The following is a 13,935-nucleotide window of genomic DNA, read 5'->3' as shown; positions in this document are numbered from 1 at the left end:
CGACGGGTGACGTCAGTTGCTCGCCATCGGGCTCTTCTCGGCGGCCTTCTCTGCGTCCTTCTTCTCGCCGTCCTTCGCCTCTTCCGTGGCGGGAGACGGCTCCGGCACCCGCTCCAGAGCGGCCTCGAGGACCTGCTCCATCCGGCTGACGAAGAAGAACTGCAGCTCGTCGACGACCTCCTTCGGCACCTCCTCGAGATCGGCGCGGTTCCGCTCGGGCACCACGATCCGCTTGATCCCCGCGCGATGGGCCGCGAGCACCTTCTCCTTGAGGCCACCGATCGGGAGCACCCGACCACGCAGCGTGATCTCACCCGTCATCGCCACGTCCGGCCGCACCGTCACGCCCGTGAGCAGAGAGACCAGCGCCGTGAAGATGGTCACGCCGGCGCTCGGCCCATCCTTGGGCATCGCGCCTGCCGGGATGTGAATGTGCAGGTCGCTCTTCTCCAGGAAGTCCTTCGGGATCCCGTAGCGAGAAGCGTTGCTGCGCACGAAGGAGAGCGCCGCCTGAGCGGACTCCTTCATCACATCGCCGAGCTGACCGGTGAGCTGCAGCTTCCCGGTCCCGTACATCCGCGTGGCCTCGATGAAGAGGATCTCACCACCCACGCTCGTCCACGCCAGGCCCGTCGCGACACCGCTCTCGGCCGTGCGCTCCGCCACCTCACTCGTGTACTTCGCGGGCCCGAGGAACTCGTGCAGATCGTCCTCGTTGTCGACGCGACGCTTCTGCGTATCGCCCTCGGCGACCTTCACCGCCACCCCGCGAATGACCGACGCGATCTGCCGCTCCAGCGAACGCACACCGGCCTCCCGCGTGTAGTGATCGATGATCTCCTCCAGCGCGCGATCCGTCACCTCGAGCTGCTCGGGCGTCAGACCGTGCTCGGAGAGCTGCTTCGGGAGCAGGTGCTGCCGCGCGATCGCCAGCTTCTCGCGCCGCGTGTAGCCGGGGATCTCCAGGATCTCCATGCGGTCGCGGAGCGGAGGCGGGATCGGATCGGCCACGTTCGCCGTCGCGACGAACATCACGTTCGACAGGTCGTACGGGATCTCCAGGTAGTGATCCGCGAACGTGTTGTTCTGCTCCGGATCGAGCACCTCCAGCAGCGCCGCGGAGGGATCGCCCCGGAAGTCGTGTCCGATCTTGTCGACCTCATCCATCATGAAGACCGGGTTGATCATCCCCGACTTCTTCATCCCCTGGATGATCTGACCAGGCAGCGCGCCGACGTACGTCCGCCGGTGACCGCGGATGGCCGCCTCGTCGTGCACACCACCGAGCGACACACGGTGGAACTTTCGCCCCAGCGCGCGTGCGATGCTGCGCCCGAGCGACGTCTTGCCGACGCCGGGGGGCCCGAGCAGGCAGAGGATCGGTCCCTTCTTGTCCTGCTTCAGCTTGCGCACCGCGAGGTACTCGAGGATGCGCTTCTTGACCTTCTCCAGGCCGTAGTGATCCTCGTCGAGCACCTTGCGCACGCTGGAGATGTCCAGGTTGTCCTGCGTCGACTGCGTCCACGGGATGTCCAGGATCCAGTCGAGGTAGGTGCGCACCACCGTGTACTCGGCCGAGCCGACCTGCATCGTCCGGAGCCGCTTCAGCTGCTTCTTCGCAACCGTCTCGGCCTCGGTCGGCAGGTTCGCCTTCGCGATGCGATCCTCGAGCCCGTCGAGATCACCCTGATCGCCGTCGTCCTCGCCCAGCTCTTCCTTGATCGCCTTCAGCTGCTGCCGCAGGACGTACTCGCGCTGGTTCTTGCCCATCTCCTCCTTGATCTGGGAGTTGATGCGCTCACGCATCTTCAGGATCTCGAGCTGCCGCGTCAGCAGCCGGAGCACCTTCCGGATGCGCTCCTTCACGTCGATCGTCTCGATGAGCTGCGCCTTCTCCTCGACCGGCGCGTCCAGGTTCGCCGCCACGAGATCGGCGAGCGCACCGGGAGCCTGGATCGAGTCGATGAGCGACCCCGCCTCGCGCGGCAGCTCCGGCATGAGCTGGATGACCTGCTTCGCGATGTCACGCAGGCTCATCGCCAGCGCCTCGGCCTCCACGTCCTCCGTCGTGGGCTCGTCGATCCGACGGATCTTCGCCCGCAGGTACGGCGCCGTGGCGAGGACGCTGTCCAGCCGGATGCGCGTGAGCCCCTGAAGGATCAGCGAGTAGTTGCCAGAGCTGTGCTTCAGCGCCTTGAGCACGCGCGCAGCGCAGCCCACGGGATAGAGGTCCTCTGCGCCCGGATCGTCGGTCGACGGATCACGCTGGGCGAAGATCGCGATGATGGGCCCAGGCAGATTGTCGACATCCTCGACGAGTGCGACCGACTTCTCTCGACCCACGTCGAAGGGAGCGACGGCCCCCGGAAACAGGACTGCGTTCCGGATGGGCAGGACCGGCAGCTCATCGCCGAAGGTGACCTCCTCCTCGGAGCGCGGCGGTTGGTTTTTCTTCTCGGACATTGGTGATCTCCTCGTGGACACCTGACCGGCGCGAAGGGTCCGGCGCGCACTCCGGGTGGGATGCGAGGCAAGGCTGCTCCGAGGAGCGACCCCTGCCCTACCCAGCCGGACAGCACCGGGATCCCGCGGTGACTCACCATAGACATGACGCATCCTGCATGCCACAGGGCGTGCGATTTTTTCGGGCCCGCCCCCCGCAGAACCCGGCATCCATGGCGGAAGACATGGCGGGACGAACATGAATCCGCCCCCCACTCCCCTGCACGAGCTACCCCCTCTGGCCGCCCGCTGCATCCTTCACCATGGAACCTCCTCGGGATGAGCCGGGGTAGGATACGACTTTCCCCGCCGGACGGTGCGCCTGGAGCCCCCTGCGTCTCCTCCTCACCGCCCGTGGTGCTCGCTGGACCCCCGCATGCTCGATCCGCTCCTCCTCCTCGGCGCCCTTTCCATTGCCCTGATCACCATCCCCGCGACCCCCTCGCTCGATCCTGGCCCGAGCCCCGCGTGTCCGGACGACATGCGCCTCGTGGAGGGCGTCCACGCCGACGAAGTCCAGCACCTCTGCGTGGACCCTCGGCCATCCGCCCGGGATACCCACTGCTTCGCCTACTGGGAGGGGCTCACCGCCGAAGAAGGCGCCCTGACGGACATCGCCGTCTGCATGGATCAGTTCGAGGCACCCAACCGCCGAGGCGCCCGCCCCCTGGTCATGAAGTCGTTCCACGACGCCGAAGACTGGTGCGGCGCCCGGGGCAAGCGTGTCTGCAGCGAGCAGGAGTGGGAGCTCGCGTGCGAAGGCCCAGAGCGACGCCCCTGGGTCTACGGCTGGACCGCCGATCGCCACGTCTGCAACAGCGGCAAGGGCTGGCGCCAGTTCGACGCGAAGCGGCTCGCGGCTGGCGGCGAAGAAGCCAAAGACGAACTCGCGCGCCTCTGGCAAGGAGCGCTGAGCGGCAGCCATCACGGCTGCGTCTCGTCCTACGGCGTCTACGACCTCATCGGCAACGTCGAGGAGTGGGTGGCCACACGCAAGGGGCGGAAGTGGAGCGGCGCCTTGATGGGCGGCTTCTGGTCGAAACCCTGGACGGGCTGCCGCGGAACGAACGACGCCCACGAGACCAAGTTCGCCTTCTACGAGACCGGCTTCCGCTGCTGCGCCGACCCGAAGCCCGTGGAGGACGTGACGCCTGCGTCCGTGGCGAAGCCGTCACCCCGCAACGCCGCGGGCACATCGAGCAAGCCTCTTTGAAGCCCTGACGGGTCGAAGCACGCAGCCACGAGGGCCCGCCTCGACCGCGCCCCACGCCGCCAGGTCTGCTACAAGCCGGGCCGTGCGCGCCATCTTCTTCGGAACCCCCGAGATCGCCGTCCCCTCCCTCGATGCGCTGACGCAGATCGCGGACGTCGTGGGCGTCGTCTGCCAGCCGGACCGCCCCGCGGGACGAGGCCTCGAGACCAAGGCCCCACCGGTCAAGCGACGTGCCCAGGAGCTCGGCTTGAACATCATGCAGCCCTCCAAGGTCCGCACGCCGGAGTTCGCCAGCACCCTCCGCGACCTCCAGGCGGACGTCGGACTCGTCATCGCTTACGGGCGCATCCTCCCCCCCGCCGTGCTCGAAGCCCCTCGGCGCGGCTGCATGAACCTGCACGCCTCGATCCTCCCCGACTACCGAGGCGCGGCCCCCATCACCTGGGCGGTGGTCCACGGTCAGCGCGAGACGGGTATCTCGCTCATGCAGATGGACGAAGGCATGGACACCGGCGCAGTCTACACCATCCGCCGCACCCCCCTCGGTGAGGACGAGACCGCCGACGAACTCGCCGTGCGGCTCGCAGCCCTCGCCGCGGACGTCGTGTGCGACGACCTCCCGCGCGCCGTGCGTGGAGAACTCGACCTCACCCCGCAAGATCATGCCGCCGCCACGATGGCCCCGATCCTCAAGAAAGAGGACGGCAGGATCCCCTGGGACAAGCCCGCCCGCGAAGTCCACGACCACATCCGCGGCATGACCTCGTGGCCAGGCGCCTTCACCACCGCCGAAGGCAAGCTCCTCAAGGTGCTCTCGAGCCGCGTCCCCACCGAGCAGACCCCCTCGGGAACCGACGACCAACGAACCCCGGGCACGGTGCTCACCGCCGATCGCACCGGGATCCGCGTCGCCTGCGGCATCGGCGAGATCGCCATCCTGCGCGCGCAGCTCGAAGGACGGAAGCCACTCACCGCCCCCGAGCTGGTCACCGGCCGTGCCCTCCGACAGGGGCAGCGCCTCGGAGGCTGAAGCCCTCGCCGGACACGATGCAACGAGTCCTGCGGCCCGACCCCACTGCCCCGCATCAGCGTCGCGGCGGCTTCGTTCCCCTCAGGCAGGAAGCCGCCTCCACCGAAGACCCGGCCTACTGCCCGGCCGGATGCCAGATCGTCTTCAGCTCCACGAAGCGCTCGATCCACCGCGGCGACTCGGTCGCCACCGCATCGAACCAGCTCTCCTCGGCGATCGCCCGCGCATGCACGCGCTTCACGCTCCCCGCCGCGTCCTCCTCGACGCTCTTCCGCAGCGCCGCATCGAGGCCATGCAGATCCAGCGCCGCCACCTCCTGGTGACGCGCGAGATGCGGCAGCACCTCCGCGACGCGCCCCGTGAGGATGTTCACCACCCCTCCTGGCAGGTCGCTCGTCGCCAGCGCCTCCGCGAACACGATCGCCGTTCGCGGATCCTGCTCGCTCGCCAGCACGATGCACGTGTTCCCTGCCGCGATCACCGGCAAGATTGCACCCGCCAGCCCGAGCAGCGCGGGCCGCGCCGGCGCCGCGATCACCACCACCCCAACCGACTCCGGCACCGTGAAGTCGAAGTGCGGCCCCGCAACCGGGTTCAAGCTTGCGAAGAGGCTCTGGTACTTGTCCGTCCACCCAGCGTAAGCGATGGCGCGATCCACCGTCGCCTCCACCTCGCGCCGCGCCATCTGCGCGGACAGCCCGCTGCGCTCCAGCGAACTCGAAAGCTCCGACTGCCGCGCATCGAGCATCTCCGCGAGCCGGTACAGGATCTGCCCGCGGTTGAACGCCGTCCGCGCCGACCAGCCCGACCACGCCGCGTGGGCGCTCTTCACCGCGTCGCGCCCGTCCTTGCGCGACGCGCGTGGCACATTCTCTCGGTTCTCGCCCGTCATGCCCGCATGCTCTGGCACCTGGGTGCAACGACCCGACTCGGAGCGCACGAACGCGCCTCCCACGTACATCTTGTAGGCCTTGCGCACCCCGACGCGAACGCTGACGCGAACATCTCCCGCGACGCCCTCGTCTCCTGCTGCGCTCGACCCTTCACCGGCCACCGCTGCGGCCTCGACCGCGCCGACTGCCGCTCGTCCTGCGTCCTGCTTGCTCCCGCGCGCCATCAGTCCACCTCGAGGTAAGCGAGCAGCCCTTGCCGCCCACCCTCACGGCCGAAGCCGCTCTCCTTGTATCCACCGAACGGCGAGCTCGGATCGAACTTGTTGAACGTGTTCGCCCAGACCACGCCCGCGCGCAGCCGCTGCGCCACCCAGAAGCTCTTCGACCCCTTGTCGGTCCACACCCCTGCCGACAGCCCGTACATCGTGTTGTTCGCCTTCTCGACCGCCTCGTCCGGCGTCCGGAAGGTCATGATCGACAGCACCGGCCCGAAGATCTCCTCGCGCGCGATGCGGTGCGACTGCGACACGCCCGTGAAGAACGTCGGCGCGAACCAGTACCCACGGCTGGGCAGCGCACAGCTCAATGAGTACCGCGTCGCCCCTTCTCGCTCCCCGGAGGCCACCATCTCCTGGATGCGCTCGAGCTGCGCGCGCGAGTTGATCGCCCCCACATCCGTGTTCTTGTCGAGCGGATCCCCCACCCGCATCGTCGCCATCCGATCCTTCAGCTTCCGCACCAGCACGTCGTGGATGCTCTCCTCCACGAGCAGCCGCGACCCGGCACAGCACACGTGCCCCTGGTTGAAGAAGATCGCACCGATGATCCCCTCGATCGCCTGATCGAGCGGCGCATCTTCGAACACGATGTTCGCCGCCTTGCCGCCCAGCTCCAGCGTCAGCTTCTTTCCGGTGCCCGCGAGCGAACGCTGGATGCGCTTGCCCACCTCCGTCGACCCGGTGAACGCCACCTTGTCCACGCCCGCGTGCTGCACGACCGCTGCACCCGTCGCCCCGGCGCCCGTCACCACGTTCACCACACCGGGCGGCAGGTCGGCCTCCTCGATGATCTTCGCCAGCAGCAACGCCGTGAGCGGCGTCGTCTCCGCCGGCTTCAGCACGCACGTATTCCCCGCCGCCAGCGCCGGCGCCAGCTTCCACGCCGCCATGAGCAGCGGGAAGTTCCACGGGATCACCTGCCCCGCCACACCGAGTGGCCGCGGGTTCCGCCCCGGGAATGCGTGCGCGAGCTTGTCCGCCCAGCCCGCGTAGTAGAAGAAGTGCGCCGCCGCGAGCGGCAGATCCACGTCGCGCGACTCCTTGATCGGCTTCCCACCGTCGAGCGTCTCCACGACGGCCAGCTCGCGCGCCTTCTCCTGGAGGATCCGCGCGATGCGGTAGATGTACTTGCCGCGATCCAGCGGACGCAGCTTCGACCAGTAGCGCTCGTAGCCCACCCGCGCCGCTTGCACCGCCCGGTCGACGTCCTTCTCGTCTGCCTCGGCGACCTCTGCGAGCTTCTCCTCCGTCGAGGGGCTCACCGTGTCGAAGTAGCGCCCCGACGACGGCTGCTCCCAGCGCCCACCGATGAACAGCTCGTACCGAGGCTGCAGCGTGAAGTGATCCCGCGCCTCGATCGACGGCGCGTAATTCCACGCCTCACCGAACGCGAGCGCCGCCTTCGCCGCGGCGGCCTTCCCACCCTGGACGCTCACCCCTGCACCTCGCTCCGCTTCACCTTCGCTCCCCTTGCTCGCCTTCGCCGGAGGACGCTGTCCCGCGTCGCCCGCCTCGGCGGCCCGCGCCGTGCTGCTCTCATCGCTCATGACTCAGTCCTTGCTGAAGTAATCGCCGCCCTGGTACGCGCCCGTCCGCTCCTTCTCGAGCTGCATCAGCACGTCGTTGAGCAAGGTCGACGCGCCGAACCGGAACAGATCCGGGGTGAGCCAGCCGTCCCCGAGCGTCTCCTTGACGAGCACCAGGTAGTGGAGCGCCTGCTTCGCCGTCCGGATCCCTCCAGCCGGCTTCATCCCGATGATCTTCCCCGTCGCGTAGTAGAAGTCCCGGATCGCCTCGAGCATCACCAGCGTCACCGCCGGCGTCGCCGCAGGCGTCACCTTCCCGGTCGACGTCTTGATGAAGTCCGCCCCCGCGAGCATCGCGATCTGGCTCGCCTTGCGCACCCGGTCGTAGGTCCCCAGCTCGCCGGTCTCCAGGATCACCTTGAGATGCGCCGGGCCACACGCCTCCTTCACCGCCGCGATCTCGTCGAACACCGCCTCGTACTCGCCCGAGAGCATCGCGCCCCGATCGATGACCATGTCGATCTCGTCCGCGCCCAGCGCCACCGCCTCACGCACGTCCGCGATCTTCACCGGCAGCGGCGACAGCCCGCTCGGGAACGCGGTGGCCACGCTCGCCACCTTCACCCCCGACCCTTCGAGCGCCTTCTTCGCCGTCGGCACCAGCTTCGGGTAGACACACACGGCCGCACAGGAAGGCACATCCGCCCGCTCGTGCGGGTGCATCGCCTTCTGGCAAAGCTGCAGCACCTTCCCGGAAGAGTCCTTCCCCTCCAGGGTGGTGAGATCCATCATGGACACGGCCAGCTTGAGCCCGGCGACCTTCGCCTCCTTCTTCAGGCTCCGCTTGCCCAGGCCCGCCGCGCGCTCCTCGACCATGACGCGGTCGACGCTGGGCGCCGAGAAATCCGGGTATTTCGCCGCCCTGCCCGTCGCCCAGGCGCCCTGAACCCCCAGGGGGAGGGGCTCCGCGCCATGACCATTGCCCTTACCGTATGCCGCCATCGCTCTCCAGGCGGCACGGTAGCAGATGGTACCCCGCAACCGGAAACCCATCGGTCTGGACACGACGGACCCGACCTGGACGGCTCCCTCCCGCCCGGAGGACCTCCAGAGCACAAGGTGGCTCCACAAAATCCCAGGTTCTCTGTGCTAATGTGGCACGCCGATGGCTCGACGGCTCTGGCTCCCCCTGGCTCTGCTTCTCACCACCTCCATTCCAGCGCTCGTCGCTGCGTCCGGGTGCAGCTCTGCCCAGCTTCGTCCCGACGGAGGCGAGGGGCTTTTGCCCGTCGGCTCAGCGGCTCCCGACCTCTTCGCGCCCGATCAGAATGGCGCGCTGCAGCGTCTGTCGGATCAACGCGGACGCGCTGTGGTGGTCTACTTCTATCCGAAGGACGGCACACCGGGCTGCACCGAGGAGGCCTGCGCCTTCCGCGACGTCTGGGATAAGTACAAGTCCTCGAACGTCGTCGTCTTCGGCGTGTCGACGGACAGCCGCGAATCGCACGAAGCGTTCGCGCGCGAGAACAAGCTCCCGTTCTCGATCCTCTCCGACACCGACGAGACCTGGATCCGCGCCTTCGGCGTCCCGACCAACCTCGGCACCGCCTCGCGCGTGACCTTCCTCATCGATCCCGACGGCAAGGTGGCCAAGGTCTACCCGCAAGTGGATCCCGGCGTTCACGCGAACGAGGTGCTGAAGGACGCCGCAGCCCTCACCGGCGCAGCAGCACCTCCGTCGAGCGGCGACGCCGCCCCTGGCGCTGCGCCCGCTGCCCCTCCGGCCGAAGGCGCCGCCCCAGCTCCGCCCGCGCCCGCCGCACCCCCGCCCGCCAAGTGACGCCTCGCGCCCCGTTCACCACAACGCCGCGCCTCGCTCACTGATCCACGCCACATAACGCCTCACGCGCCACTCCAGGCAGCGCCGCGCTCCACACGCTACGTGGTCCCTCGCTCGCTGCCCCTCGTCCTGTTGCGCATCGATCCTTCAAGCTCAGCTCATCGGCGTCTCTTTCGGGCCGAGCGCTCCACAGCGACGGCGTCATCGTCTGGTGTGAGCATCGCGTACAGCTCGTGGAGCTTGGCGCGCAGCAGCTCCTTCGGCGGGAGGACCGTCTGGTACTCGGCGACGAGCGTGGGTGATGTGGAGCGCGCGAGCGCGTACTCCACGACCTCGTCATCCTTCGTCGCGCAGAGCAGCAGGCCGATGGATGGCCGCTCGTGAGGCTTCTTCACGTCACGATCGAGCGCCTCGACGTAGAACGAGAGCTGCCCCAGGTCGGCAGGCTTGAACTTCTCGGTCTTCAGCTCGATGGCGACGAGGCACTGCAGGCCACGGTGGAAGAAAACGAGATCGATCGCGAAGTCCTGGTTGCCGACCTGTACCGGGTACTGCGAGCCAACGAAGCAAAAGTCACGACCCAGCTCGGTGAGGAAACGGCCGAGGCGATGGAGCAAGGCGCCATGGAGGTCCGCCTCCGAGTACACGTCGGGAAGCGCGAGGAACTCGAAGTTGTAGGCGTTCTTGAACTCGTCGAGCGCCGTCGGGTGAATCTGTGTCACCACCGGTGAGACTCTCTTCGAAAGCGAGGAGCTTCGCAGCACCGCGCCAGAGCGAATCTGGCGCTCCAGTTCGCGCTTCGACCAGCGCTCCTTGATCGCAGCGAGGATGTAAAACTCGCGGGTCTCGACGGGCCTCGCCTCGCTCAAGATGATGAGGTGATGAGTCCACGACAATTGTGTCACCAGCGGTGACACTTTCTTATGCCCCCGATACGCCTCGAAAAACTGGCGCATACGGAAGAGATTTCGTCGCGTGAAGCCTCGAATCCCCGCGAAGCGTCGAGCAAGAGAGGAAGCGAGTTCGTCGACCACGCCATCGCCCCACTCGGCGCTCGCAATCTTCCGGCTGATATACTCGCCGAGCTTCCAGTAGAGCGAGACCAGCTCCGCATTGACGGCTTGGTACGCACGGCCACGCGCGGCCTCGATGAGCGCGATGACCTCCGTGAAGCGCGCGTCCTCGCGCTCGACGAGCGACGGCTTTGCACGAGGCGCAGCGAGCGCGGCCGCCTTGAAGGCGGCGGGCTTCTGACGCGCGACACCTCTCTTCGACGAGGGCTCAGGGCGCGCGACCCCTCTCTTCGAGGCGAGCTTCTGACCCGCGCTCCCTCTCTTCGAGGCGAGCTTCTGACCCGCGTCCCCTGTCTTCGACGAAGGCTTCGACCGCGCGTCTCCTTTCTTCGACGAAGGCTTCGACCGCGCGTCTCCTTTCTTCGACGAAGGCTTCGACCGCGCGTCTCCTTTCTTCGACGAGGGCTTCGACCGCGCGACCCTTTTCTTCAACGAGGGCTCAGGGCGTGCGACCCCTTTCTTCGAGGAGGGCTTCTTCGTCATGCGCAGAGAGCACAGGTTCTGGCGATGTCCACGATTTCGCAAGCGGATCAGAACGGTCGACGTCATCTCCCGCTCCGGCAGGGGTCACCGCGTTTCTCCACTGCCTACCGAAAGAAGCACGCCACGCCCGGAGCGCGCGCGTTTCCAGGTCATTTCACCTCGCCCGCTCGAGGCGCGCGGTCCCCTCCAGCAAGCGCCTCGCGCTCTCCCACGACCGCTGTTACGACCAGTCCGTGCGCGTCACCTCCTCTCACCACGACATCCGCGGCCTCCGGCTGTTCGTCCGCCGCTACCACGACGAGTCGGCACGTCCGAGCGGGCTCACGCTCCTCTTGCTCCACGGCTTCCTCGACGCAGGCGCCACGTGGGATCGCATCGCCACGCCGCTCGCCCAGGCGGGCCATGACGTCGTCGTGCCCGACCAGCGGGGCTTCGGCGAGAGCGGCTGGATCGGCCCTGGCGGCTACTACCACTTCCCCGACTACGTGGCCGACGTCAGCGCGCTCGTCGACGAGCTCGCTCCCGCGCGCCTTGGCGTCGTCGGCCACTCGATGGGCGGCGCCGTCGCGACCTATTACACCGGCACGTTCCCCGCACGCGTGGAGCGACTCGCCCTCCTCGAAGGCATCGGCCCCGGCCACAACGAACCCGAGCTGGCCGTCACGCGCATGGAGACCTGGATCCGCGATCTCCACCGCACCGACCGCACCCCGCGCCCGATCGCCTCCCTCGCTCAGGCCGTCGAGCGTCTCGCCGTCTTCCACGGCAGCATCCCCCGCGACGTCCTCGCGATCCACGCCGAGCAGCTCGTCCGTCGCGACGCTCGCGGCAACCTCACCTGGGCGTGGGATCCGCTGCACCGCACCACCGCGCCGACGCCCTTCTCGGCCCACGTCTTCAGCGCCTTCCTGCGCCGCATCACCTGCCCCACCCTGCTCGTCACCGGCGGCCCCACCGGCTGGCGTCCCCCCGACGAAGCCGAGCGCGCCGCCTGCCTCGTCGCCGCCGAGCACGTGGACCTTCCCGACGCAGGACACATGATGCACTGGTCACGCCCCGAGGCCCTGGTCGAGCAGCTGGTCCGCTTCTTCGGGAAGTGATGGCAAAGCATCGCGACGCAGCACCTGGGGCCTCCACGCTGTGCCGGCCGAGCGCGCTATCGTGAGGACGGTCGAGAACAGAGCGGCACGGCTCGGCAACCCTTCGTGAAAGGGTCAGAGGCTCGCAGCTCACTGCTGACCGCAGCGCAAAGCGAGGAGCACCATCCGCGTACTGCCAACGGGTCCTCCTTCGACCCCAGGCCCAACCCTCTGCGTGTCGCGCCCATCTCATAGGCCCTCATCCTGTGACCAGGAACACCAAATATCTCCTGAGAACGGGAAGGGTGCTTCGCGTAGACGCGAAGATCGTTCGTGTCCTCATGAAGCACCCTTCGCGTCCTCACGAAGCACCCTTCGCGTCCTCACGAAGCACCCTTCGCGTCCTCACGAAGCACCCTTCGCGTCCTCACGAAGCACCCTTCGCGTCCTCACGAAGCACCCTTCGCGTCCACGCGAACGATCTTCTCGTCCACGCAAACGACCTTCTCGTCGCACGAACTTCCTTCGCGTCCACGCGAACGATCTTCTCGTCCACGCGAACGATCTTCTCGTCCACGCGAACGATCTTCTCGTCCACGCAAACGACCTTCTCGTCGCACGAACTTCCTTCGCGTCCACGCGAACGATCTTCTCGTCGCACGAACTTCCTTCGCGTCCACGCAAACGACCTTCGTGTCCTCACGAACGATCTTCGCGTCCACGCGAACGATCTTCTCGTCGCACGAACGATCTTCGCGTCCACGCGAACGATCTTCTCGTCGCACGAACGATCTTCGCGTCCACGCGAACGATCTTCTCGTCGCACGAACGATCTTCGCGTCCACGCGAACGATCTTCTCGTCGCACGAACTTCCTTCGTGTCCACACGAGCGATCTTCACGTCCACGCGAACACTTTCCTCGTCGCGCGAGCGCCAAGCGCGTCCTCACGAGCCCCTCCCGGGTGTCATCGCACCGACACCGCGTCCCTGCGGTCAAACTGCCTGAGCGCGAGAACACCGTCTTCGACGACGACAACACGACTTGCCCCCGAGCAAGCACGCCACGCGCACGCACGCGCGCATGCTCCGTCGACACGAGGAGACTTCTCGAACAGGCCAGGCAGCATCCCGACGACACGAGGCCATCACTCGCCCGAGGAGACCACCACCGCCACGACGGAGCCTCAATCCACGCTCCCTCTGCGGAGACTCACGCCCACACGGCCGCAGCTCCCTGCTCCTCGACGACGTCCGTGCCCTCGTCGAGGTCCCAGGGGGTGAACGGAAGGCGCTCCTTCCTCATCTCCTCCGACCTCCATCCGAACGAGCACGCGCATCTGCCCCGGCGTCGTGCCTCCAGAAGGACGACTCGGAGACACCGCGGAGAGGCTGCGACAACCTACGGCGCCGTGGCCATGTCCGCACGTGATGCCAGCGCACGCTGGACGAAGCGCAGGTACGACGAGCGCGGCAGCGACGCGACCTGCGCCTCCACCTCATCGACGGCGCATCCGAGCACGACGGCGAGCTCCGCGACGGTCACCGGGTCGCCAAGCGAAGGCCCGTCCTCCACGGCAGCCGCCGAGATCCCGGCCGCTGGCGTCCACGCTTCTCCCGCCAGAAGCGCGCCGTGCTCCTGCTCGGCCTCGGCGATGGAGGCATAGTCCCGCACGTCCCCCTCGACGACCCAGCGCCCCGGGTCCCCCGGCCGGACCAAGGTGCCCAGCGCCACCCCTTGCTCCCACGACCCGCCTACCCCCACGACCACGCACTCCCCGGGCGCGATCTCCCCGAGCGTGCGTCGATCCCCGCTCGGAGGCTGCGTCATCGCCCGCCACCGGAGGATCGCGTCCTCCGGCAGCCGGATGCACGCCACCGACGCGGGTAGCGCCATGACACCCGCCGCGAAACGCACCCGAACGGTGCGCGTTTCGAGAGCTTCCCCCTCGGGAAGCGGCTCCTCGTCAGGCCCTCGCTGGTCCACGTCGCTGGAACTCACCCCGGACATGGTGCCCCC

At 67.8% G+C, this 13,935-nt stretch carries 11 protein-coding genes; 4 read left to right on the top strand and 7 right to left on the bottom strand.

Annotation, left to right across the window (positions count from 1 at the left end):
- Positions 1–12: 12 nt before the first annotated feature.
- Entirely contained in the window at positions 13–2,463 is a 2,451-nt protein-coding gene (gene lon / locus CMC5_RS14915) for an endopeptidase La (RefSeq protein WP_050431058.1), read from the bottom strand.
- A gap of 415 nt (positions 2,464–2,878) precedes the next feature.
- Here lon and CMC5_RS14910 point away from each other — a divergent pair, with 415 nt between their 5' ends.
- Complete coding sequence (locus tag CMC5_RS14910; RefSeq protein WP_082362502.1) at positions 2,879–3,715, top strand: formylglycine-generating enzyme family protein; 837 nt, start codon at positions 2,879–2,881, stop codon at positions 3,713–3,715.
- Positions 3,716–3,797: 82 nt separating this feature from the next.
- Positions 3,798–4,745 carry a methionyl-tRNA formyltransferase gene (gene fmt / locus CMC5_RS14905; protein ID WP_050431057.1) on the top strand — a complete coding sequence of 316 codons (948 nt, stop codon included), beginning with the start codon at positions 3,798–3,800 and terminating at the stop codon, positions 4,743–4,745.
- A gap of 115 nt (positions 4,746–4,860) precedes the next feature.
- Here fmt and CMC5_RS14900 read toward each other — a convergent pair whose 3' ends face one another.
- Genes CMC5_RS14900 through deoC form a run of 3 tightly spaced genes read right to left on the bottom strand, consistent with a single transcriptional unit; the run spans position 4,861 to position 8,444 of the window.
- Positions 4,861–5,862 (bottom strand): aldehyde dehydrogenase family protein, encoded by a 1,002-nt coding sequence (locus CMC5_RS14900; RefSeq protein ID WP_245678443.1) that lies wholly within the window; start codon positions 5,860–5,862, stop codon positions 4,861–4,863.
- Positions 5,862–7,463 carry an aldehyde dehydrogenase family protein gene (locus CMC5_RS14895; protein WP_082362501.1) on the bottom strand — a complete coding sequence of 534 codons (1,602 nt, stop codon included), beginning with the start codon at positions 7,461–7,463 and terminating at the stop codon, positions 5,862–5,864. The genes CMC5_RS14900 and CMC5_RS14895 overlap by 1 nt, the downstream gene beginning before the upstream one ends.
- 3 nt (positions 7,464–7,466) lie before the next feature.
- Positions 7,467–8,444, bottom strand: coding sequence for a deoxyribose-phosphate aldolase (gene deoC, locus CMC5_RS14890; RefSeq protein WP_050431056.1), 978 nt, complete (start codon positions 8,442–8,444; stop codon positions 7,467–7,469).
- Between the two features lie 163 nt (positions 8,445–8,607).
- Here deoC and CMC5_RS14885 point away from each other — a divergent pair, with 163 nt between their 5' ends.
- Positions 8,608–9,282: a peroxiredoxin gene (locus CMC5_RS14885; RefSeq protein ID WP_063796281.1), complete on the top strand. Its 675-nt coding sequence runs from the start codon at positions 8,608–8,610 to the stop codon at positions 9,280–9,282.
- Between the two features lie 158 nt (positions 9,283–9,440).
- On the opposite strand, the gene CMC5_RS14880 is transcribed toward CMC5_RS14885, so the two are convergent.
- The gene (locus CMC5_RS14880; RefSeq protein ID WP_050435902.1) at positions 9,441–10,442 is read right to left on the bottom strand and encodes a PDDEXK nuclease domain-containing protein; all 1,002 of its coding nucleotides are present in this window, start codon (positions 10,440–10,442) and stop codon (positions 9,441–9,443) included.
- Between the two features lie 629 nt (positions 10,443–11,071).
- Between CMC5_RS14880 and CMC5_RS14875 the strand changes: the two genes are divergently transcribed.
- Positions 11,072–11,938: an alpha/beta fold hydrolase gene (locus CMC5_RS14875; protein WP_050431055.1), complete on the top strand. Its 867-nt coding sequence runs from the start codon at positions 11,072–11,074 to the stop codon at positions 11,936–11,938.
- Positions 11,939–12,344: 406 nt separating this feature from the next.
- Here the strand turns inward: CMC5_RS14875 and CMC5_RS44520 are convergent, their stop codons facing one another.
- Both CMC5_RS44520 and CMC5_RS14865 read right to left on the bottom strand, forming a co-directional pair.
- Positions 12,345–12,515 carry a hypothetical protein gene (locus CMC5_RS44520; RefSeq protein ID WP_156338602.1) on the bottom strand — a complete coding sequence of 57 codons (171 nt, stop codon included), beginning with the start codon at positions 12,513–12,515 and terminating at the stop codon, positions 12,345–12,347.
- Positions 12,516–13,317: 802 nt separating this feature from the next.
- Positions 13,318–13,917, bottom strand: a complete 600-nt coding sequence (locus CMC5_RS14865) for a hypothetical protein (RefSeq protein ID WP_156338601.1) — start codon at positions 13,915–13,917, stop codon at positions 13,318–13,320.
- Positions 13,918–13,935 lie beyond the last annotated feature (18 nt).

This window comes from Chondromyces crocatus (genome assembly GCF_001189295.1).
Classification (GTDB): domain Bacteria; phylum Myxococcota_A; class Polyangia; order Polyangiales; family Polyangiaceae; genus Chondromyces; species Chondromyces crocatus.
The sequence above is the reverse complement of the archived record's forward strand: the minus strand, read 5'-3'. Positions and strand labels throughout refer to the sequence as shown.

Excerpts from the sequence above, each read along its gene's own strand:
- lon (WP_050431058.1), bottom strand. The coding sequence starts at position 2,463 with ATGTCCGAGAAGAAAAACCAACCGCCGCGCTCCGAGGAGGAGGTCACC.
- CMC5_RS14910 (WP_082362502.1), top strand. The coding sequence starts at position 2,879 with ATGCTCGATCCGCTCCTCCTCCTCGGCGCCCTTTCCATTGCCCTGATC.
- CMC5_RS14900 (WP_245678443.1), bottom strand. The coding sequence starts at position 5,862 with ATGGCGCGCGGGAGCAAGCAGGACGCAGGACGAGCGGCAGTCGGCGCG.
- CMC5_RS14895 (WP_082362501.1), bottom strand. The coding sequence starts at position 7,463 with ATGAGCGATGAGAGCAGCACGGCGCGGGCCGCCGAGGCGGGCGACGCG.
- deoC (WP_050431056.1), bottom strand. The coding sequence starts at position 8,444 with ATGGCGGCATACGGTAAGGGCAATGGTCATGGCGCGGAGCCCCTCCCC.
- CMC5_RS14885 (WP_063796281.1), top strand. The coding sequence starts at position 8,608 with ATGGCTCGACGGCTCTGGCTCCCCCTGGCTCTGCTTCTCACCACCTCC.